We start from the raw sequence: 19594 nt of genomic DNA on the forward strand, positions 1-19594 counted from the left end.
TTAATAACCTATTTTTGATCGAACTCTCTGTAGTACTTCTTTTGCAACAGCTCTGGCTTTTTGTGCACCTACTTCTAATGCCTTATCAATTTCTTCAAGGTTATTCATATAATAGGTATAGGTTTCTCTTTCTTTCTCGAAGCGTTGAAGTATTAATTCAAACAAGGCTTGTTTTGCATGTCCATAACCATAATTTCCGCCAAGATAATTGTCGCGCATTTCTTTAATTTGATCTTCAGAAGCCAATAATTTATATAGGGCAAAAACATTATCAGTCTCTGGATCCTTAGGCTCTTCTAAAGGAGTGCTATCTGTCTGAATAGACATAATTTGCTTGCGCAGTTTTTTATCATCCAAAAATATATTGATAAAGTTATCTCTAGATTTACTCATCTTTTCTCCATCAGTTCCAGGAATCAATTGAGTTTCTTCATTTATTTTAGCGGTTGGCAATACAAGAGTATCTCCAACAACATGATTAAATCTACTAGCGACATCTCGGGTCATTTCTAAGTGCTGTAATTGATCTTTTCCTACAGGGACAACTTCTGCATCATATAATAGAATATCGGCAGCCATAAGCATTGGATATACAAACAGTCCTGTATTTACATCAGCCAAACGATCTGCTTTGTCTTTAAAACTATGCGCAAGTGTTAACCGTTGGTATGGAAAAAAACAGCTTAAATACCAGGTTAACTCGGTAGTTTCTGGCACATCACTTTGACGGTAAAAAACAGTGTTATTAATGTCTAATCCACAGGCCAGCCAAGTAGCAGCAACACTATAGGTGTTTCCCTTCAGTTCTTTTGCATCTTTAATTTGTGTTAATGAATGCATATCTGCAATAAACAAAAAGGTTTCTTCTTTGGCGTCTTTTGCCATCTGAATGGCAGGTAAAATAGCACCTAATAAATTTCCTAAATGTGGAGTTCCTGTGCTTTGTACCCCTGTTAAAATTCTTGACATTTGATTGTTTTTTTAGCTCTAAGTAATTGACACAAAAATACAGTTTTAATGATTAAAATCTAATAAGAATATAAATTACTACATTTGGCGCTTATGGAATGGATTAGAAATTTTTTACGCATACTTTGGCGCCTGTGGTTTTATGTTTTTTTTGGCGTATCCATACTTTTAATGATTCCTTTTTTATTGATTTTAACAACACGTGAAAGCTATTATCCTTTTTTGTATAAAATCATCCGATTTTTTTCTAAGTCTTTGATTTTCTGCATGGGATTTCGCCTATCAACACAAATAGAAGAACCATTAGATCGACATAAAAGTTATATGTTTTGTCCTAATCACACGTCTATGTTAGATCCTTTTATTTTAATAGCCATGGTTCCAAACCCGATTGTTTTTGTGGGCAAAGCAGAGCTTTCTAAAATTCCTGTTTTTGGGTTTTTTTATAAAAAGGTTTGCATTTTAGTAGATAGAACAAGTCCAAAAAGCAGAAGAGACGTGTATATGAAGGCAAAACGAAGACTTCAAGACGGTACTAGTGTCGCTATTTTTCCAGAAGGGTTGGTTCCAACAGAAGATGTTGTTTTAAGCCCGTTTAAAAACGGAGCTTTTAGTTTGGCCATAGAACATCAAATACCAATTGTGCCTGCACTTTATTACGATTGTAAACGCTTGTTTTCTTGGACTATTTTTAAAGGGTCTCCAGGAGTCTTAAGAGTTAAACAATTTGCAAGCATCCCAACCCAAGGATTAGAAAAAAAACAAGCAGCAGCTCTTAAAGCTAGTTTGTACCAAAAACTTTATGCTGCCTTAGAAAAGGATGCGGCCTATATGAAAGACACCAACAGATTAAAAAACAATGAGTAAATCAGTACATAAATATTCTAAAAAGGAAGAGTTTTTAAACATTTACAGTCATGGATTTGGCTTGATTTTAAGCCTTATTTCTTTGCCTTTTTTGTGGTTAAAAGCAATGGACTATGAAAGCTTTACCCAATCAGCCAGCTTTGTAATTTTTGGCCTTAGTATGATTATTTTATATGCAGCATCTACCTTTTATCACGCCGCCAAAGATCCAAAAAAAAGAAGAATTTTAAATATTGTAGATCATGCTGCTATCTACGTTTTAATTGCGGGTACCTACACTCCTTTTACATTAGTTAGCTTGTCTGGAAGCACAGGAAATACGATTTTTTTTATTACCTGGGGATTGGCTTTAATAGGGATCATTCTCAAACTTTTTTTTACGGGAAGATTTGACAAGTTATCCACACTAATGTATGTTTTAATGGGCTGGCAAATTGTTTTTGCTATTGAACCACTCACAGAACAACTTGCAACTAATGGTATTTTTTGGTTATTTACAGGAGGTGTTTTTTATACCGTTGGCGCAGTTTTATATGCCATTAAAAAGATACCTTACAACCACGCAATTTTTCATTTATTTGTTTTACTAGGAACTTGTTCACATTTTATAGCCGTGTATTGGTATTGCTAGTATTGTTCTTTTTATAAAGTTCTCAGCTAACTTCATTTTTACACTTTTTATTAATTTCCTTAATTATTTGTAAATCAATAAAAAAGAATCTATATTTGTTTCGCTTAATTGATTGTAAAATCTTTTAGGTAAAAGATAAATCTTATTTAGGGGGTAGGTTTATTATATGCCTCGAATTTTTATTCGAGGTTTTTTTGTGCCCAATTTTTAAATGGATTGTTGCTCAGAACTGTGTTGTAATACTTAGGTTCTCCTGTAACTTCAGGCCCTAACCAATCGGGTTTAATAAAAACCTCGTCTTCAGAATTTAATTCAATTTCTGCAATGATCAAACCTTGGTTATCTCCAAGAAATTCATCAACCTCAAAGGTATGTTCTTTAGATTTTACAAAATATCGAAACTTTTCAACAATCCCCACTTCTGCAAGTAAGAATAGGTTTTCAGCGTCAACACGGCTAATTTCTTTTTCCCATTCAAAACGTGTTGTTCCAGATTTATTTGAGAGCCCTTTAATGGTTAGATAGCCACAATCATCCAAAATCCGAACCCTTACAGTTCTATTTGGATCCTTGTTTAAAAAGCCCTGTTTGATATACTTCTTTTGAGTTGCTTCTTGTTTAAAAACAGTACTTTTTACTAAAAATTTTCGTTCAATTTCAAGATTCATAAGAAGGCTTTTGATTTTTGCACTAAAGTATTGTTTTTATCGTTATTCTTACAATTATTAAATATCTTTGAGAGTACTTTAAAAAAGTTCCATGAAAAAATTGTGCCTTTTTGCCTGGCTATTCATATCAATCAACATCACAGCCCAGACTGATTATTCACAGCGTTGGGAAGATTTTTACTCCTACAATAATGTCAAGGATTTTGAGAAGGTTGGAAACAGTATTTTTGCAATTACTGACAATGCAGTTTTTAGTTATGATCTAAGCAGTAATACTAGTCAAAAGATGTCTTCAGTATCTGGTTTTTCTGGAGAAACAACCTCTGCAATCCACTATAGTGAATCGAGTAATATTTTAGTTATTGGCTATGAAAATGGCTTGTTAGAAATTCTAGATGTCGATGGAAATATAACCATCGCCGCTGATATTGTCAACTTTGATCAATCTGGCGAAAAGGAAATTACAGCTATTTATGAGCACAACCAAAAACTTTATTTAGCAACTCCTTTTGCGATCATTGTGTATGATATTGCTGCTTTGGAGTTTGGCGATACTTATTTTATAGGTAGTGGTTCTTCATCATTAAAAATTAATGACCTCACCATTTATGCTGATCAAATCTATGCAGCAACAGAAAATGGAATTTACTCTGCTGATATCAATAACAAATCCCTAATTGATTTTAATAACTGGACCCGCCTTGTTCAAGGAAATTTCAATCAGGTTGCGGTATTTCAAGATAAAATTTACACAAGTTCAAATACTGATTTGTATGAGCTACAAGCAGCAAACCTGTTACCGGTAAAAAATTATTCCACAGCAATTCAAAGTTTGCAGAGTTCAGCAAACGCACTTTCTGTTGGCCTTTTAAAAGAAGCTTTTTTTTATGCTGCCAATCTTACGGAGTTGGCAAATGTAAAACCCAATACCACATTTAATTTTTCATTAAATACCGCCACTTTTGTTGATAATGTTGTCTTTTTAGGAACTAAGGAGTACGGTTTGTTAACTTCAGAACTTTCAAGTTTAAACTCTTTTAAAGAGATTCACCCAACAGGTCCTATTAGCAATCAAGTATTTGCTATAGAGGCACATCAAAACAATTTCTGGGTGGTTTATGGTGGTTATAATACTGCTTACGTACCATTAGGTTTATTGAAAGGGTATAGTCATTATAATGGAAATGAATGGGTAAATACGACTCCAAACAGCCTAAACCCCATTTATGACCTTGTAAATATTACGATCGATACCAAACATGAGAATCGTGTTTTTATCAGTTCTTTTGCCGATACTAATTCTGGAAATTATTTTTCAGGAGGTGGTTTGTTAGAAGTCATTGATGATACCCAAGCCAATTTTTATTCTTCACAGAATAGCCCTTTAGAAGATTTATTTCCTAGCAATCCCAACAGAATTACGACAAGAATAAGCGGTTCTGCCTTTGACGATCAAGGAAACTTATGGGTAGCTGATGCTCTGGGTTCTCAAAAGTTAAAAAAATTGCTACCTGATGGTAGCTGGTTGAGTTTTGATTTAAGCAGCTTACAGAGTAATTCCGCCCAAGAAACAAATAAAGTAGTTATAGACCGCAGCTCTAATGTTTGGATTGGTACCCGAAGAAATGGAGTTTATGTTTTTAATGAAAATGATCAAAAAAAGAAAGCCTTAACTACAGAAATCACCAAAGGGAGTTTACCACACCCCAATGTAAGAGCCTTGGCTGTTGATAGAAATAATAAAGTCTGGATAGGAACACAGTCTGGTCTGGTTGTTTTTAGCGATGTCAATAGCCTGTTTGATGCAAATGTTTATGATGCCTCTCCTATTATTATTTTGGACGATGGAATCCCTAAAAAACTCTTAGGAGATCAAACCGTTAACACCATTGCAGTTGATGGAGCAGACAACAAGTGGTTTGGTACAGAAAACGGAGGAGTGGTTTATACAAACCCAAGCGGTTTGACTACTCTTGCAGCTTTTAACAAAGACAATTCACCCTTGCCTTCTAATAAAATTTTAAAGATTAGCGTTGATACTAGCAATGGTAAGGTCTATTTTGCCACCGATAAAGGAGTGGTTGCCTACAATAGTGAGGTTGCTACTTTTGGAGAGGTTTTGACAGAGGTCTACGCCTATCCAAATCCAGCCTTAAAGCAGCATGAATCCATTACGATTGATGGTAGAAACGGCCAGCATTTGCCCAAAGGAGCTAATGTTAAAATTTTAGATGTATCAGGGAATCTTGTTTATGAAACCAATGTGATTGAAGGGCAAGAAGTACAAGGAGGTAAAGTGGTTTGGAACAAACAAAATTTAGCGGGCGTAAAAGTTGCTTCGGGAGTGTATATTGTGCTTATTATTAATGAAGATGGATCAGAAACTTCAAGTACAAAAATCGCAGTAATTAACTAATGGCACTCGTACAAACCAAAGCAATCGTTTTAAGTGCTATTAAATACAGCGATACTAGTTTAATTGTCCGTTGTTTTACACTAAAAGAAGGGGTAAAAAGCTATCTTTTAAAAGGTGTTTTAAGTGCACGGAAATCCAAATTAAAGCCCGCCTATTTTCAGCCACTTAATCAGCTTTATATCGAAGCAAACCACAATACTAAAGGAGCTTTAAACAGTATTCGAGAAGTGCATATTGCACATCCTTTTCAAAGCATACACGCACAAATATTTAAACAAACCATTGTTCTTTTTTTGGCAGAAATGCTGGGTAAAACTATTCGAGAAGAAGAAGAAAATGAGCCCTTATTTGACTATTTAGAGTCTTCTATTATTTGGTTAGACACCCATGATGAGGTCTCAAATTTTCACCTTTTTTTCTTGTTTAATTTAACCCGATACTTAGGTTTTTTTCCTGATTTATCAGAAAATCACAGAGAAGGTTTTCATTTGTTAGACGGTGTTTTTACCGATGAAATCTTAGATAAGGAAGTACTTACAGGTGAAAGCTTAAAACAGTTTAAAAAGCTGTTTCATGTAACTACAGAGAATTACCATACGGTGAGTTTTCATAAAACAGAAAGACAACAAGTCTTGCAGTTATTAATTCGGTATTTTGAACTGCAGTTAGACGGTTTTCAAAAACCAAAATCACTGGCTGTTTTAGAAACGGTTTTTTCGTAAAAAACTATTGTTTTTTTCTTTTGCCCTCATCGTCAAAATTTTGCGAGAGTGCTTGTTCTGTTTTAATGACAGAAACAGCTAAACTAAGCAACATAAGAACCATAGGTTGCCAAGTAATTTCTACGTTCGTTACAAAAACAAACAGCAAAGCAGCTACCAAAGCAATAGCTGTATATATTAACAAGGTCTTATTAAAAAACTGATTGGCAAAATTCCAAATATCTTCATTTTGCATGGATTTATTTGTACGGTACCCGTACAATCCATTGATTTTTGTTGGAGGAAAAAAATAAAATAACAGGCTAAAGAAAAGGAGAAGCCCGTTTACAGAAAGTACATATATATAAGGATTCATTAGCGGTTCTTTTTTATAGGTCTCATTAAACCCTCTTGTGCAACAGAGGCTACCAATTTTCCTTCTCGGGTATAAATATGTCCTCTGGCAAAGCCTCTAGCTCCAAAAGAGTTGGGAGAATCCATATCGTACAAAAGCCAATCACTTAGGTCAAAGTCTCTAAAAAACCACATAGAATGGTCTAAACTTGCCATTTGCATATTGCCAAAATTAGCTTTGCTGCCGTTTGGATATAGTGTAGCGTTTAAAATATTATAATCAGAAATATAGGTTAAAATTTCTTGCTTGGTGCTTAGATCTAGCTCTTTAGCATCACCTTTTACACGAAACCATACCTGATTTAAAGGAGGTAAATCTTCTTTGTCTAAAGGGTTTACAATCATTGTGGGTTTAAAATCGATGGGTCTTTCTATTTCTAAAAAAGCTTTTAATTTTCCTGGTAAAAAATCACCCATTTGCTCTAGCATATCCTCCCAGCTCAGTAGCTCTTCGGGTTGTTTTACAGCAGTTTTTAAATCCATTTGATGCTCAAAGCCCTCTTCTTCTTTATGAAAAGAAGCAGCTAAAATAAAGATGGTCTTATCATTTTGCAAAGCAGTCACACGTCGGGTAGAAAAACTCCCTCCATTTCTCATTTCTGTAACCTTATAAACGATAGGGATTTCTAGATGGCCTGGCTCTAAAAAATAAGCATGTAAAGAATGCAACACTCTGTTGTTTTTGATGCTTTTATAGGCAGCATTAATGGATTGAGCCAAAACTTGACCTCCAAAAACATTAGGACTTCCTATGGTAATACTTAAACCCGTAAATTCATTTTCATTGGTCTTGTCTACATCTAACATGGATAGTAAATCATCGATTCCAGTCATAAGATTTGATCTTTTAGAATTACAAAGATACTCTGTTTAGTTTTTAGAGGCTACCGTTTTAAAAGGAAATTTCTGTTGAAAGACTGTGGGTTCTATGTGTTTTAAAAAAGGTTTTAAGAAGTGGTTGGTCAACGATTTTTTATGTCGGATATAGCAGGTTAATTCTTGAGGTACTGCCCCAATAGAACTTTTAATTTCGCTAGCGGTTCTCCCAAAATGAATGCTTTCTACTTGATGAGAAATACCCATAGAAATATAATCATAAAGCATCCGTTGATAAATACCCAACGCTCTGTTTTTAGAATAATCAATACCGACAAAATGCGCATCTAAACTATTTTTATTGAGCATTCCAGACATAAACCCAACCATCGTATCATCGAGCCAATAGGTGTATAAAAAATAATTTTTAGGCAGGTTTTTTAGCAAGCTAACATAGGTTTCGATATTAAATTCACCGAAGTTAAATTGAGCTTTGCTCGCTACTTTTTGGTAAAGGGCTGTTATCTGAGGCAACTTTTTTTCTATGGTCTCTATGCTTTCTTTTTTTAGGGTTAAGCCAGCACTAATCTGAAGTGCGCGTTTTGCTTTTACCCTAAATTTTGTTTTCATCGCTTTTAAATAGTCATCAAAACTATGCCAATTAGGGTCTATATAGAAGACCATATTTGGCTCCACATTAAACGAATAATAGTTTAGCTCATACAATTCATCAGAGATAACAAGAGACTCTTTGATAAAATCTTTCATTAAAAAAAGTGAAATATCCTTCTTAAGCTTTTCATCAGAATTAACCAATCGAAGCATGGCCTTTGCTATTTCTTTGATAGCGTCTTGTTTGTTTTTCTCTGGACGGATATAAATTCCATGTTCTCCGCTCACAAAAGAGTTTCCACAAATAAGCACTTTAAACGGAGTCATTTTTGGAAAAACACCCAATTTTCTACCCAAACATTTAAACTGATAAAACACTTTGTTTTTATTTAAAGACTCTTCTAAAGAATCCATAGGAACATCAATTAATTGCAAACTTGCAAAAGCAGTGGGTTGGCCTTTATCTGTGAGTAAAACGATGTAAAAAAATTGAATTTGAGGATTGTTTTTTTCTAAAGCCTCTAGATATTGTGGATTAAAATATAAATTATCCAAACAATCTAATGCTGCCCAAATACGCTGAGGTATTTCTTGAACTGCACAAAAAAATAAGATGTTTGAAGTGTTTTTAAAACGCATAGATCAATTCTATCAATCAATAGATAGGTTTGTTTGGTGAAATTACAAAAAGAAAACTATTTAAAACAGCCTGTTATTTTTGTTGTATTTTTAATCCTTTAAATTAGAGACATGAATTTAGACTTTAAGCAAAATTTTGAACATCTTTTTGAAGAGGATTTGTTAAATGAGATTGAGCAGTTTGGCATTTTTAAAGAGGCTGAAGCAGGTGAAGAACTTATTGATATAGGTACTTATATAGAATATATGCCTCTAATTTTACACGGTGCAATTAAGATTCTTCGCGAGGACGAGCAAGGCGATGAATTGGTTTTGTATTTTATTGAGCAGGGCGATACCTGTGCAATGACCATTACCTGTTGTCTGGGTAAAAAGAAGAGTGAGATTAGAGCCATTGCAGAGACCAAAGCCCAATTGATTATGATTCCTATAGAGAAGGTAGGGTCTTGGATGCAAAAGTACCACTCTTGGCAAAGTTTTGTTTTGCAAAGTTACCATGAGCGTATGAAAGAATTGCTAGAGGCCATTGATACCATTGCTTTTTTAAACATGGATGAGCGGATTCTAAAATATCTAAAAGACAAGGCAATTGCCAATAAAAATGAAACGATTCAGGTAACTCATAATCAGATTGCTTTAGACCTACACACTTCTAGAGTGGTGGTTTCTCGCTTGCTAAAAGCACTAGAAATTAAAGGAGAAATTATGCTACAAAGAAATCAAATACAGGTTTTAAAACTATAAGGCACTGTGTAACATCTGTTACATTATAGGTTGTAATTCATTCTTAACTTTACAACAAAAATGAGAATTTTTTACACCCTTATTACCGTGTTTTTACTTCTGAGTTGCCAAACGTCAGAAAAGACAGATTACTCTAAGCCGACTAAAGACTCAACAAAAGAAAAAAACACCACAGCAAAAGAACACCCAGGTAAAAAATTGATGGAAGTCAATTGCTATGTATGTCATAGCCCAAATGCAACTTCAGAAAATAGAATTGCCCCACCGATGTTTGCTGTTAAAAATCACTATATTTCTTCTAAAACAACCAAAGCCGAATTTAGAAAAGCGGTTCAAAACTGGATAGCAAATCCAACAGAAGAAAATTCAAAAATGCGTGGAGCAATTAAAAAATTTGGACTAATGCCTAAGACGCCATTTCCAAAAGAAACGATAGATTTAATTGTTGATTATATTTTTGATAATAAAATTAATCATCCTCAAAGTTCTATTAATCAAGATAAAAAAGTTGCACCAACAGACAAACCATCAATCTCAAACAAAGAAAAGGGCCTCGCTTATGCATTAAGTACTCAAGCAGTACTTGGAAAAAATTTAATGGCTACCATTCAAAAAGAAGGAACAGTTGCAGCTTTAAGGTTTTGTAATGAACAGGCCTACCCTTTAACCGATAGCATGGCGGTACAACATAATGCAATTATAAAGCGAGTTTCAGACAAGCCACGTAACCTTGCTAATTTGGCAAGTTTTAAAGAAAAAGAATATATAGAAATTTTTAAAAAGGATGCTTTAAAAAATAAAGAGTCCGAGCCCATCCTTGTAGAAAACAACGGAATCGTAAGTTTTTATTATCCTATAAAAACCAATGCAAGTTGTTTACAATGTCATGGTAAACCAAACAGTAATATTCAAAAAAACACCTTAGCAGCTCTAAAAAAATTATATCCAAATGACAAAGCAATAGGGTATAATATCAATGAAGTTAGAGGAATTTGGAGTATTTCGTTTAATCAATAAATGTCAGGCATGAGTAAGTTTTCAGAATTAATTAATCAAGACAAACCCGTTTTAGTAGATTTTTTTGCTGAATGGTGTGGGCCCTGTAAAATGATGAGCCCAATTTTAAAAGAAGTGAAAGCAGCATTAGGTGATGCAGTGTCTATTATTAAAATTAATGTAGATAACAATCAACAACTAGCTGCCCAATATCAAGTAAGAGGTGTGCCTACTTTCGTTTTATTTAAGAACGGAAAACAACTTTGGAGACAGTCTGGGGTGCTTCAAAAAAATGAACTGATACAGCTAGTACAGCGTCATCAAAAATAAAAACATGATACAAATCATGTTTTATATGATATATTTATAAGAAATTTGAAGCATAAAATTAATTAGCCATGTTTAATTCATCATTCCCTTTAGTTTCTTGGACAAACGGAACAATTTTAATTGGAGTTTTCGCTGTTGTCTGTGTTGGTCTTGTTGCAGCAGTCATTCTGTTAATGTCTACCGATAAGAAAAAAGAAGAAAAATAGCAGTCAAAAACCTACTGTTATTTACCTATAATTCGAACCCAAAGATCCTGTAAGAGTTGTTTTGCGTCTTCAGGTTTTTTTGCTGTTTCTATAAATGAAACCTTTCCAAAAGTATCGGTTTTAATCTCATATTGAAATACAAAATTTTCTGCCTTTGCATCCAAACTTAGCAAACCAAAACGCAGATCATTGTAAAATAGTTTATCACCCTTTTTAACAATAGTATACCATCCTTTTGAGATTTGGATCATTTGCTGTACCTTCTCTTGATGAATTAAATCTCCTAAAAGCTCATGGTTTTTTGGATAACTTTCAAAAGAGATTGCACGCTCATCAAAAAAGGAATAATACCCAATTAAATACTCATCTTTAGTGGCCACATTAGCAGACCATAATAGGGTATTAAATGGAGATGGTTTTGTTTCAATATTAGTATAAACTATCTGTTGTTCTGTTAATGCTTTTTCAAATTGATTGTATGAGATTGCTTTTAAGGCAAAGGTGAACAAAAGATAAGTACTGCTTAAAAGTAACCCCATATTGTTGTAAAAACGTCTTTTTGGCGTCGCGCGTTTTTGAAATAATGCTAAGAGTAAAAACACCAAAAAAGGGAGCGTGTAAAGAGGATCTATAACAAAGATGGTTTTAAAGGCAAGCCTCATATCCAATGGCCAAAATAATTGGGTTCCCCAGGTAGTGTGTGCATCTAGTATAGGATGAGTAACCAAGGCCCAAAAAAACAACCAAGACCAATCTTTTACATTTTTATAGGATTCGTATTTAGAAACAAGCCAACCCAAAAGAGGAGCAAATAGCACAGAAAAAAAGATAGAATGTGTAAAACCTCTATGTATTTTAAGCGCAGTAACAGTATCTGTAAAATAGGAAGAAAAGATATCTAAATCTGGAATTGTACCCCCAATAGCACCATACAGCATGGCTTTATTACCTACTTTCTTCCCCAGAACGACTTCTCCAATAGCGGCGCCTAAAACAATTTGTGTTAATGAATCCATTCTTGCAAAAATAGTTTCTTTTTTGGTGGAAACTTTGAGTTTAACAGCTACTTTTTTAATAAAGTATATAAAAATAAAGCATATTCAAAAGTACATATTATGTAACTTTAGTTACAATGCGTTTTAAATCTATAAGCTACCTTTATAGTAAATAGTAGAAGAATTAATTAAAACTATAAAAAATGGAAACAACAGAAACTCAAGAAGTATTTACAATGCCAAGAATTGGTGATAAAGCACCAGAATTTACAGCGACAACTACGCAAGGAGAAATTAATTTTCCATCAGATTACAAAGGCGAATGGTCAATTTTATTTAGTCATCCAGCAGATTTTACTCCTGTTTGTACTTCAGAATTTATGACTTTTGCTCATTTAGAAGAAAAATTTAAAAAGGCCAATTGTAATCTTATAGGGCTGTCTATTGATGGGCTTTATAGTCATATTGCATGGTTGAGAACCATTAAGGATAAAATTAAATTTAACGGAATGAAAAACGTTGAAGTTAAGTTTCCTTTGATAGAGGACATCTCTATGAATGTTGCCAAAAAATATGGAATGATTCAACCGGGTGAAAGCAAAACGCAAGCAGTGAGAGCTGTATTTTTTGTAGATCCAGAAGGAACTGTTCGCGCAATCATTTATTACCCTTTAAGTTTAGGACGTAATTTTGATGAATTGTATAGAGCGCTAATAGCGATGCAAACTTCTGATAAATTTAATGTTGCAACTCCAGCTGATTGGAATCCGGGTGACGATGTTATTGTGTCTCCAGCGGGATCTTGTGGTGTGGCAGAAGAAAGAATGACAGGAACCGATGATTTGGAATGTGAAGATTGGTTTTTCTGTACTAAAAAATTAGACAAAGATTTGGTCTTGAATGAAATTTTGAAAAAAGATTAATTTTAAAAAGGTATAAGGGGGCTTCTTGCGAGAAGCTCTCTTTTTTACAATACTCAAAGATAAAATCAGCATGCTTTTAAACGAATCCTTTTGGGAGAATAAATACAAAACGGCTAAAACAGGTTGGGATTTGGGAGAAGTTTCTCCGCCCCTAAAAGCTTATATCGATCAATTAACAAACAAGGATTTAAAAATATTAATTCCCGGTGGAGGAAACTCGTATGAAGCAGCCTATCTTTTAAACAAAGGCTTTAAAAATGTTTTTGTAGTTGATATTTCAAAAATCCCTTTAGAAAACATAAAAAAAAGAGTTCCTGATTTCCCTTCAGAACAATTAATTCACGCAAATTTTTTCGACTTAGAGCCTCAATTTGACTTAATAGTAGAGCAAACATTTTTTTGTGCTATAGCTCCTAATTTAAGAACCAATTATGCCCTAAAAATGAAAGAATTACTAAGTGAAAACGGAAAATTGGTAGGCTTGCTTTTTGACGCGAAATTAAATGAAGATCACCCGCCTTTTGGAGGTTCAAAAGAAGAATATCTTAATTATTTTACACCGAATTTTGATATTCTTACAATGAAAAACTGTTACAACTCTATTAAGAGTAGGGATGGAATGGAACTTTTTTTTATCGCTAAAAAGTAGCTAAATATCTGAGATTTAATCTTGTAAATCAGTATCTTTAAGGGTGTAAATAGAAGTAAACATCAAAACTAAAACTAAGAGATGGAAGACATGCTTTTTTACGATCGAATGCAGTTTGCATTTACGATCACTTTCCACTACTTATTTCCACAACTTACCATGGGGCTCTCTTTAATGATTGTCTATTTTAAGTGGAAATTTCTAAGAACAAAAATTTATAAATACAACGATGCAGCAAAATTCTGGATGAAAATCTTTGCTTTAAATTTTGCGATGGGCGTTGTAACGGGTATCCCAATGGAATTTCAATTTGGAACCAATTGGGCCAAATTTTCAGAATTAACAGGAGGTATTATTGGTCAAACATTAGCTATGGAGGGCATGTTTTCCTTCTTTTTAGAATCTTCCTTTTTAGGGCTTTTTCTATTTGGAGAAAAATTGCTTGGACATAAATTACACTTTGTCACTGGTTTTTTGGTTTTTCTAGGTTCTTGGGCTAGTGGATACCTTATCATTGCCACACACTCATGGATGCAATATCCAGTTGGTTATGAAATTTTAGAAAACGGCAAATTTGTACTTAACAATTTTGCTGCTTTGTTTTCCAATCCGTGGCTTTTGCCTTCTTACTTACACAATCAAATGGGGTCTGTTATTACCTCTTCATTTGTTGTTGCTGCCATCGGTGCCTTTTATATCTTAAATAATAAACACAGTGAGTTTGGAAAACTCTTTGTTAAAACAGGCGTAATTTTTGGTTTGGTATCTAGTGTTTTAGTTGCTTTTCCAACAGGAGATTGGGCCGCCAAAAATGTAGCAGAACATCAACCAGTGACCTTTGCTGCGATGGAAGGAATTTTTGAAACAGAAGTAGGGGGTTCAGAAATTGTACTTATTGGTCAGCCCAATATGCAAGAGAAAAAGCTAGATAATAAAATAGCTGTACCTAATATTTTGAGTTTTTTAACCTATCAAGAATGGGACAAACAGATAAAAGGCTTAAACGAGTTTGATGAAAGTGTTCATCCTACAAATGTTCCAGGCTTGTACTACGCCTATCATATCATGGTTGGTTTGGGTACCATTTTTATTGGACTTATGCTCCTTGCGGCGGTACAGCTTTTTAGAAGAAAACTTTATAAAACCAAATGGATTTTATGGGTACTTATGTTTATGTTGCCATTTCCTTATATAGCGAACACTACAGGTTGGTACACCGCAGAACTTGGAAGACAACCTTGGTTGGTATATAATTTATTACGCACAGCTGATGGAGCTTCACCAACAGTATCTTCTGGGAACACCTTATTTACTTTACTTGGTTTTATTGGTTTATATCTATTGTTGGGCTTGCTATTTGTAATGTTAGCAGGAAAGATTATTAACAAAGGGCCAGAACCTGAAAAACATTAATTATGGAACTATTTTGGTATATCGTTTTAATGACAATGTTAGCTGTTTATGTAATTTTAGATGGTTATGATTTTGGTGCAGGTATTATTCATTTGTTTTTTGCAAAAACAGAAAAAGATAAGAAGGCAATTACAAACTCCATAGGTCCTTTTTGGGATGCTAATGAAGTATGGTTAATTGCTTCTGGAGGTGTATTATTTTTTGCGTTTCCAACCTTATATGCTTCTTCGTTTAGCGGTTTTTATTTGCCCTTAATTATGATTTTATGGCTGCTTATTTTTAGAGCAATTGGCTTGGAGTTACGAGGACAAATTAAAAACAATATGTGGGAGGCTATTTGGGACAAAGCCTTTGGTATTTCCAGTTTACTTTTAGCGCTGTTTTTTGGAGTGGCTTTAGGAAACGTGGTAAGAGGTGTCAATTTAGGAGGTGTGGTTAACGGAGTTTCAACTCATGAAGCGCATTACTTCTTTTTACCTCTTTGGAACTCAACATTTAGCCCAGAGGCAGAACAATTAGGTGTTATCGATTGGTTTACCTTACTATTGGGTATTATTGGAGTTGTTTCATTGACTATTCACGGAGCTAATTGGATAGTTTTTAAAACCAATTCTGATTTAAATTCAAAACTTAAAAAAGTGGTCTTTCGCCTTAACTTTGTACTACTTGCGCTAGTTATTGTGTCCTTATTGGTATGGCATATTATTGAGCCAAAACCATTTCATAATTTTATAGAATACCCATGGATGTGGATCTTTCCTTTAATTACTTTTATTGGAATTTTCGGTTTGTTTAAAGTACAATCATTTACAAAACACGGTTTTGGTTTTTTATTTTCATCCTTGTTTTTATTTGGAGGATTGACATCAACAGTTGCCTCTATTTTTCCAAAAGTTTTACCATCTACCAATACGATTAACCCAGATTTAACTATTTACAATGTTGCAGCAGATGAGTATGGCTTGTCTATTGGTGTGTATTGGTTTGCAATTGCTATAGTATTGGTTGCGGCTTATATGGTGATTCAATATAAAGTGTTTAAGGGAAAAATGGATGATGTGGGTTATGGAGATCATTAAACGATAAGTACAAAAAGTATAGCAGCATGACAGATACCTTAATTTCTATGATAAGTATTTTTATAGGAATCCTAGGTGCAAACCTCATGGGTTTTGGATATAAAAAGTACTCTCTTGGCTTTACAGGAAATACAATAACTGGAATTTTTGGAAGTATATTTTTTATTAAATCTTTTGGAAGATTTGGTTTTGATCCACGAAGCATCATGATTACAGGTGAAATACATAGTTTATTATTTACAACAAACCTGCTTGTCTCATTTTTGGGAGGCGCCATCGGTCTTTGTTTTGTAAAATGGCTTGTAAACAAAATTCAATGACCTTGCTTTGGTTCTTGTGTAACATAAGTTACTGACAGTTAGTGTTTTTCTAGTTAACTTTAAACAAAAATTTAAAATAATGGCTAAAATTGTTGTTTTAGGTGCTGGTATTTCAGGACATGTTGCTGCATCACATTTACGGAGAAAACTTTCTAAAGAACACGAAGTTGTGGTGGTTTCACCAAATAGTAATTATCAGTGGATTCCATCTAATATTTGGGTAGGAATTGGTCGGATGAAGTCAAAACAGATTCTCTTTCCGCTAGAGCCATTATACAAAAAGAAAAAAATTGGTTTTAAACAAGCAAAAGCAATGACTTTCCACCCAGAAGGCGATACCAAAGAGAACAAACCTTATGTTTTAGTTGAGTATGTTGCTGGAGAAAACAAGGGACAACAAGAAAAAGTTACCTACGATTATTTGATTAACGGAACAGGCCCTAAATTAAATTTTGAAGCTACTGAAGGATTAATTCCCGGAACTAATAAGGCATATTCGGTATGTACTTATACCCATGCAGAACATGCTTGGGATAATTTAAAGGCGCTAATCCAAGAGATGAAACAAGGTAAAAAGGCCAAAATTCTTATAGGAACCGGACATGCAAAATCTACTTGCCAGGGAGCTGCTTTTGAATATATTTTAAATGTAGAGCAAGAATTACGGAAACACAAAGTACGTGATATGGCAGAGATTACTTGGATTTCTAACGAATACCAACTAGGAGATTTTGGGATGGATGGTATGCTGATGAGTTATGGTAGCCTATCGATGAAATCACATGAAATGATTGAAATGATTTTTGAAGATAGAGGGATCAATTGGATCCTTGGAGCTGGTGTTCATAAAATTGAAAATGGAATTGCGCATTATGAAAATTTGGAAGGTGAATTTAAAACAGAAACCTATGATTTTGCTATGCTGATTCCTTCTTTTTCGGGTCATGGTTTTAAAGCATTTGACAAAAACGATCAAGATATTACAGAGAAATTATTTAAGGGTTTTATGATTGTCGATGCTGACTATACGCCAAGACCTTATGAAGAGTGGTCTGTGCAAGATTGGCCAGAAACTTATCAAAATCCTTCCTATAAAAATATTTTTGCACCAGGAATTGCATTTGCACCTCCTCATTCTATTTCTAAACCTAGAAAAAGTAAAAACGGCACAGACATTACACCGGCTCCACCTAGAACAGGGATGCCGTCTGGAATTACGGCTAAAATTGTAGCAGATAATATTGTAGACAGCATTAAAAACGGAAAGGAGTCTTTAAACCACAAAGGTTCTATGGGCAACATGGGGGCTGCTTGTATTGCTTCAGCGGGTTATGGACTTCTCTCCGGAAGCGGTGTGAGTATTACCACCTATCCTATCGTTCCAGATTATAATAAATATCCAAAAACACAAGGAAGACAATTAGGAAAAACTTTTGGAGAAATTGGACTTGCAGGACACTGGTTAAAATTAGCATTGCATTATGCCTTTATTTACAAGGCTAAAATGAGACCATTTTGGTGGTTGATTCCGGAGTAAAACAAACACAAATTGGCATTCATAGTTTAAAGGAGTAAAAATTAAAATAATTAAGACAATGACAGATCGTATTTCAAAATATCAACGTTTTAAAATGATGAACCCAATCATACAGTTTTTTATGTTTCTTTATTTGAGTATAAAAATAATGGTTGTTGTGGCTGGAGGCCATGGAGGAACCAGATAATTAATAGTTAGTTTTTTAATTAGTTCAGAAAAGGGAGTTTATAAGGAATTATAAACTCCCTTTTTTTAGGTAACTAATGTTACCAAACTATCTTTAAAAAGCGCTTATTTTTGTAGTATTAAATAGAAATACCTATGCCTAGAAGAATTTTTTTATTATTCATTGTTTTTGCAACTGTTCAGTTTCATGTAAACGGACAAGAAACAGTTTCAATCACTAAAAAAGAAGTGCTAAATAGCATTCTAGAAAAGAACTTAAGCTTAAAAATATCTGAACAAGAATTTAACCAATCAAAAGCTGACTACCTTCAAACTTCTGCTATTTTTTTACCAACCATTACAGCAAGTTACACAGGTATATCAACTACAAATCCTTTAATGGCTTTTGGCTCTAAATTAAATCAGGAGATTTTAACGGCAGCAGATTTTAACCCAGCTTTGTTAAACAATCCTTCACAAACACAAAATTTTGGTACCAAACTAGAGATTCAGCAACCCTTAATTAATCTTGATGGGGTTTATCAGCGAAAAGCTGCGAAATCTAAAATGGAAGCAACTTCTTTACAAGGTCAACGAACTGCAGATTATTTAGCTCTAGAGGTAGAAAAAGCATACATGCAATTACAGTTGGCATACAAAGCTGTTGAGGTGATGGAAAGTGCGTTAGAAACAGCAAAAGAAAATGAAAAACTTGCCGTAAATAATTTTGAACAAGGCTATTTACAACAGGCGGATATTTTAAATATTAAAATACGAGTTACCGAAATAACAGGGCAACTACAAACTGCCAAAAGCAATGTTTTAAATGCCTCAAATTATCTGTCTTTTTTAATGAATGATGATGCAAATGTAATTTATAAGCCGATGGATGATTTAAGGCTTATAGCAAACAATATAACGGATGTCAATGTATCAGAAAATAGAGCAGATATTAAAGCCATGCAATTAGCCTCTGAAGCTTATATGGCGATGAACAAAGCGGATAAAATGACTTTTTTACCTCGCTTAAATGCATTTGGAAGTTATGAAATTTATGACAACAAGCTATTTCAAGGGAGTGCAAATGGCTATGTGTTGGGAGCACAATTAAGCTGGAACATTTTTGAAGGCTCTAAGCGTTTTGGAAAAGTACAAAAGAGCAAAGCGGCCTTTGAGCAATCAAAATTAGCGTATACCCAATATCTGTCAAAAAGCAATTTAGAATTGAACAAGGCGAAACGTCAATTCATCGATGCAAAAAATCAGTTAGAGCTTACAAGTTTGTCTGTAAAACAATCAAAAGAATCTTTGAGAATTAGAAAAAATCGATTTAAAGAAGGTTTAGAAAAAACCACCGATTTATTGCAAGCAGAAACGGTATACGCTCAAAAACAACTGGCGTATTATCAAACCCTATTTCAATACAATTATACTCAAGCATATCTAGAATTTTTAACTAAAAAATAAAACAGTTCGACAGCATTCTACGACCTATATAAAACCG

22 protein-coding genes are annotated in these 19594 nt (G+C 34.0%); 16 read left to right on the forward strand and 6 right to left on the reverse strand.

Annotated elements, in window-relative coordinates:
- Positions 1 to 969, reverse strand: a complete 969-nt coding sequence (gene trpS / locus WHC90_RS08210; protein ID WP_188597994.1) for a tryptophan--tRNA ligase — start codon at positions 967 to 969, stop codon at positions 1 to 3.
- A 93-nt stretch (positions 970 to 1062) separates the two neighbouring features.
- Between trpS and WHC90_RS08215 the strand changes: the two genes are divergently transcribed.
- Together WHC90_RS08215 and trhA are read left to right on the forward strand one after the other, a co-directional pair.
- A complete protein-coding gene (locus WHC90_RS08215) occupies positions 1063 to 1836 on the forward strand; it encodes a lysophospholipid acyltransferase family protein (RefSeq protein WP_229664892.1) in 774 nt (257 codons plus the stop codon).
- Positions 1829 to 2467 carry a PAQR family membrane homeostasis protein TrhA gene (gene trhA / locus WHC90_RS08220; protein WP_188597995.1) on the forward strand — a complete coding sequence of 213 codons (639 nt, stop codon included), beginning with the start codon at positions 1829 to 1831 and terminating at the stop codon, positions 2465 to 2467. The genes WHC90_RS08215 and trhA overlap by 8 nt, the downstream gene beginning before the upstream one ends.
- Before the next feature lie 179 nt (positions 2468 to 2646).
- Here trhA and WHC90_RS08225 read toward each other — a convergent pair whose 3' ends face one another.
- Positions 2647 to 3135, reverse strand: coding sequence for a CYTH domain-containing protein (locus WHC90_RS08225; protein ID WP_188597996.1), 489 nt, complete (start codon positions 3133 to 3135; stop codon positions 2647 to 2649).
- A 91-nt stretch (positions 3136 to 3226) separates the two neighbouring features.
- Between WHC90_RS08225 and WHC90_RS08230 the strand changes: the two genes are divergently transcribed.
- Both WHC90_RS08230 and recO read left to right on the forward strand, forming a co-directional pair.
- Entirely contained in the window at positions 3227 to 5551 is a 2325-nt protein-coding gene (locus tag WHC90_RS08230; RefSeq protein WP_188597997.1) for a two-component regulator propeller domain-containing protein, read from the forward strand.
- Entirely contained in the window at positions 5551 to 6273 is a 723-nt protein-coding gene (gene recO, locus WHC90_RS08235) for a DNA repair protein RecO (RefSeq protein WP_188597998.1), read from the forward strand. The genes WHC90_RS08230 and recO overlap by 1 nt, the downstream gene beginning before the upstream one ends.
- Before the next feature lie 4 nt (positions 6274 to 6277).
- Here recO and WHC90_RS08240 read toward each other — a convergent pair whose 3' ends face one another.
- Genes WHC90_RS08240 through WHC90_RS08250 form a run of 3 tightly spaced genes read right to left on the reverse strand, consistent with a single transcriptional unit; the run spans position 6278 to position 8733 of the window.
- Positions 6278 to 6628 carry an SdpI family protein gene (locus tag WHC90_RS08240; RefSeq protein ID WP_188597999.1) on the reverse strand — a complete coding sequence of 117 codons (351 nt, stop codon included), beginning with the start codon at positions 6626 to 6628 and terminating at the stop codon, positions 6278 to 6280.
- Entirely contained in the window at positions 6628 to 7500 is an 873-nt protein-coding gene (locus WHC90_RS08245) for an acyl-CoA thioesterase (protein WP_188598000.1), read from the reverse strand. Before WHC90_RS08245 ends, WHC90_RS08240 begins: the two co-directional genes overlap by 1 nt.
- A 36-nt stretch (positions 7501 to 7536) precedes the next feature.
- Positions 7537 to 8733, reverse strand: coding sequence for a GNAT family N-acetyltransferase (locus WHC90_RS08250; RefSeq protein ID WP_188598001.1), 1197 nt, complete (start codon positions 8731 to 8733; stop codon positions 7537 to 7539).
- Between the two features lie 111 nt (positions 8734 to 8844).
- Between WHC90_RS08250 and WHC90_RS08255 the strand changes: the two genes are divergently transcribed.
- The 4 genes from WHC90_RS08255 to WHC90_RS08270 all read left to right on the forward strand — a co-directional run bounded on the left by WHC90_RS08255 (position 8845) and on the right by WHC90_RS08270 (position 11009).
- A complete protein-coding gene (locus WHC90_RS08255; protein WP_188598002.1) occupies positions 8845 to 9477 on the forward strand; it encodes a Crp/Fnr family transcriptional regulator in 633 nt (210 codons plus the stop codon).
- A 60-nt stretch (positions 9478 to 9537) separates the two neighbouring features.
- Positions 9538 to 10494: a c-type heme family protein gene (locus tag WHC90_RS08260; RefSeq protein WP_188598003.1), complete on the forward strand. Its 957-nt coding sequence runs from the start codon at positions 9538 to 9540 to the stop codon at positions 10492 to 10494.
- A 9-nt stretch (positions 10495 to 10503) separates the two neighbouring features.
- A complete protein-coding gene (gene trxA / locus WHC90_RS08265; protein ID WP_188598004.1) occupies positions 10504 to 10803 on the forward strand; it encodes a thioredoxin in 300 nt (99 codons plus the stop codon).
- Positions 10804 to 10871: 68 nt separating this feature from the next.
- Positions 10872 to 11009, forward strand: a complete 138-nt coding sequence (locus tag WHC90_RS08270; protein WP_188598005.1) for a hypothetical protein — start codon at positions 10872 to 10874, stop codon at positions 11007 to 11009.
- Positions 11010 to 11026: 17 nt separating this feature from the next.
- Here WHC90_RS08270 and WHC90_RS08275 read toward each other — a convergent pair whose 3' ends face one another.
- Entirely contained in the window at positions 11027 to 12025 is a 999-nt protein-coding gene (locus WHC90_RS08275; protein ID WP_188598006.1) for a metal-dependent hydrolase, read from the reverse strand.
- A 182-nt stretch (positions 12026 to 12207) separates the two neighbouring features.
- Here WHC90_RS08275 and WHC90_RS08280 point away from each other — a divergent pair, with 182 nt between their 5' ends.
- The 8 genes from WHC90_RS08280 (at position 12208) to WHC90_RS08315 (ending at position 19557) form a co-directional block, all read left to right on the forward strand.
- Positions 12208 to 12927 carry a peroxiredoxin gene (locus WHC90_RS08280; protein ID WP_188598007.1) on the forward strand — a complete coding sequence of 240 codons (720 nt, stop codon included), beginning with the start codon at positions 12208 to 12210 and terminating at the stop codon, positions 12925 to 12927.
- Positions 12928 to 12997: 70 nt separating this feature from the next.
- Positions 12998 to 13576: a methyltransferase domain-containing protein gene (locus WHC90_RS08285; RefSeq protein WP_188598008.1), complete on the forward strand. Its 579-nt coding sequence runs from the start codon at positions 12998 to 13000 to the stop codon at positions 13574 to 13576.
- An 81-nt stretch (positions 13577 to 13657) separates the two neighbouring features.
- A complete protein-coding gene (locus WHC90_RS08290) occupies positions 13658 to 14989 on the forward strand; it encodes a cytochrome ubiquinol oxidase subunit I (protein ID WP_188598009.1) in 1332 nt (443 codons plus the stop codon).
- A 2-nt stretch (positions 14990 to 14991) separates the two neighbouring features.
- Positions 14992 to 16068, forward strand: a complete 1077-nt coding sequence (gene cydB / locus WHC90_RS08295; protein ID WP_188598010.1) for a cytochrome d ubiquinol oxidase subunit II — start codon at positions 14992 to 14994, stop codon at positions 16066 to 16068.
- A gap of 26 nt (positions 16069 to 16094) precedes the next feature.
- On the forward strand, positions 16095 to 16388 hold the full coding sequence (locus WHC90_RS08300) for a hypothetical protein (RefSeq protein ID WP_188598011.1): 294 nt from the start codon (positions 16095 to 16097) through the stop codon (positions 16386 to 16388).
- Between the two features lie 79 nt (positions 16389 to 16467).
- A complete protein-coding gene (locus WHC90_RS08305; RefSeq protein ID WP_188598012.1) occupies positions 16468 to 17925 on the forward strand; it encodes an NAD(P)/FAD-dependent oxidoreductase in 1458 nt (485 codons plus the stop codon).
- Positions 17926 to 17983: 58 nt separating this feature from the next.
- On the forward strand, positions 17984 to 18112 hold the full coding sequence (locus WHC90_RS08310) for a hypothetical protein (RefSeq protein ID WP_262890146.1): 129 nt from the start codon (positions 17984 to 17986) through the stop codon (positions 18110 to 18112).
- Between the two features lie 134 nt (positions 18113 to 18246).
- The gene (locus tag WHC90_RS08315; RefSeq protein WP_188598013.1) at positions 18247 to 19557 is read left to right on the forward strand and encodes a TolC family protein; all 1311 of its coding nucleotides are present in this window, start codon (positions 18247 to 18249) and stop codon (positions 19555 to 19557) included.
- Positions 19558 to 19594: the final 37 nt, after the last annotated feature.

This window comes from Polaribacter pacificus, assembly GCF_038024035.1.
In the GTDB taxonomy this organism is placed as follows: domain Bacteria; phylum Bacteroidota; class Bacteroidia; order Flavobacteriales; family Flavobacteriaceae; genus Polaribacter; species Polaribacter pacificus.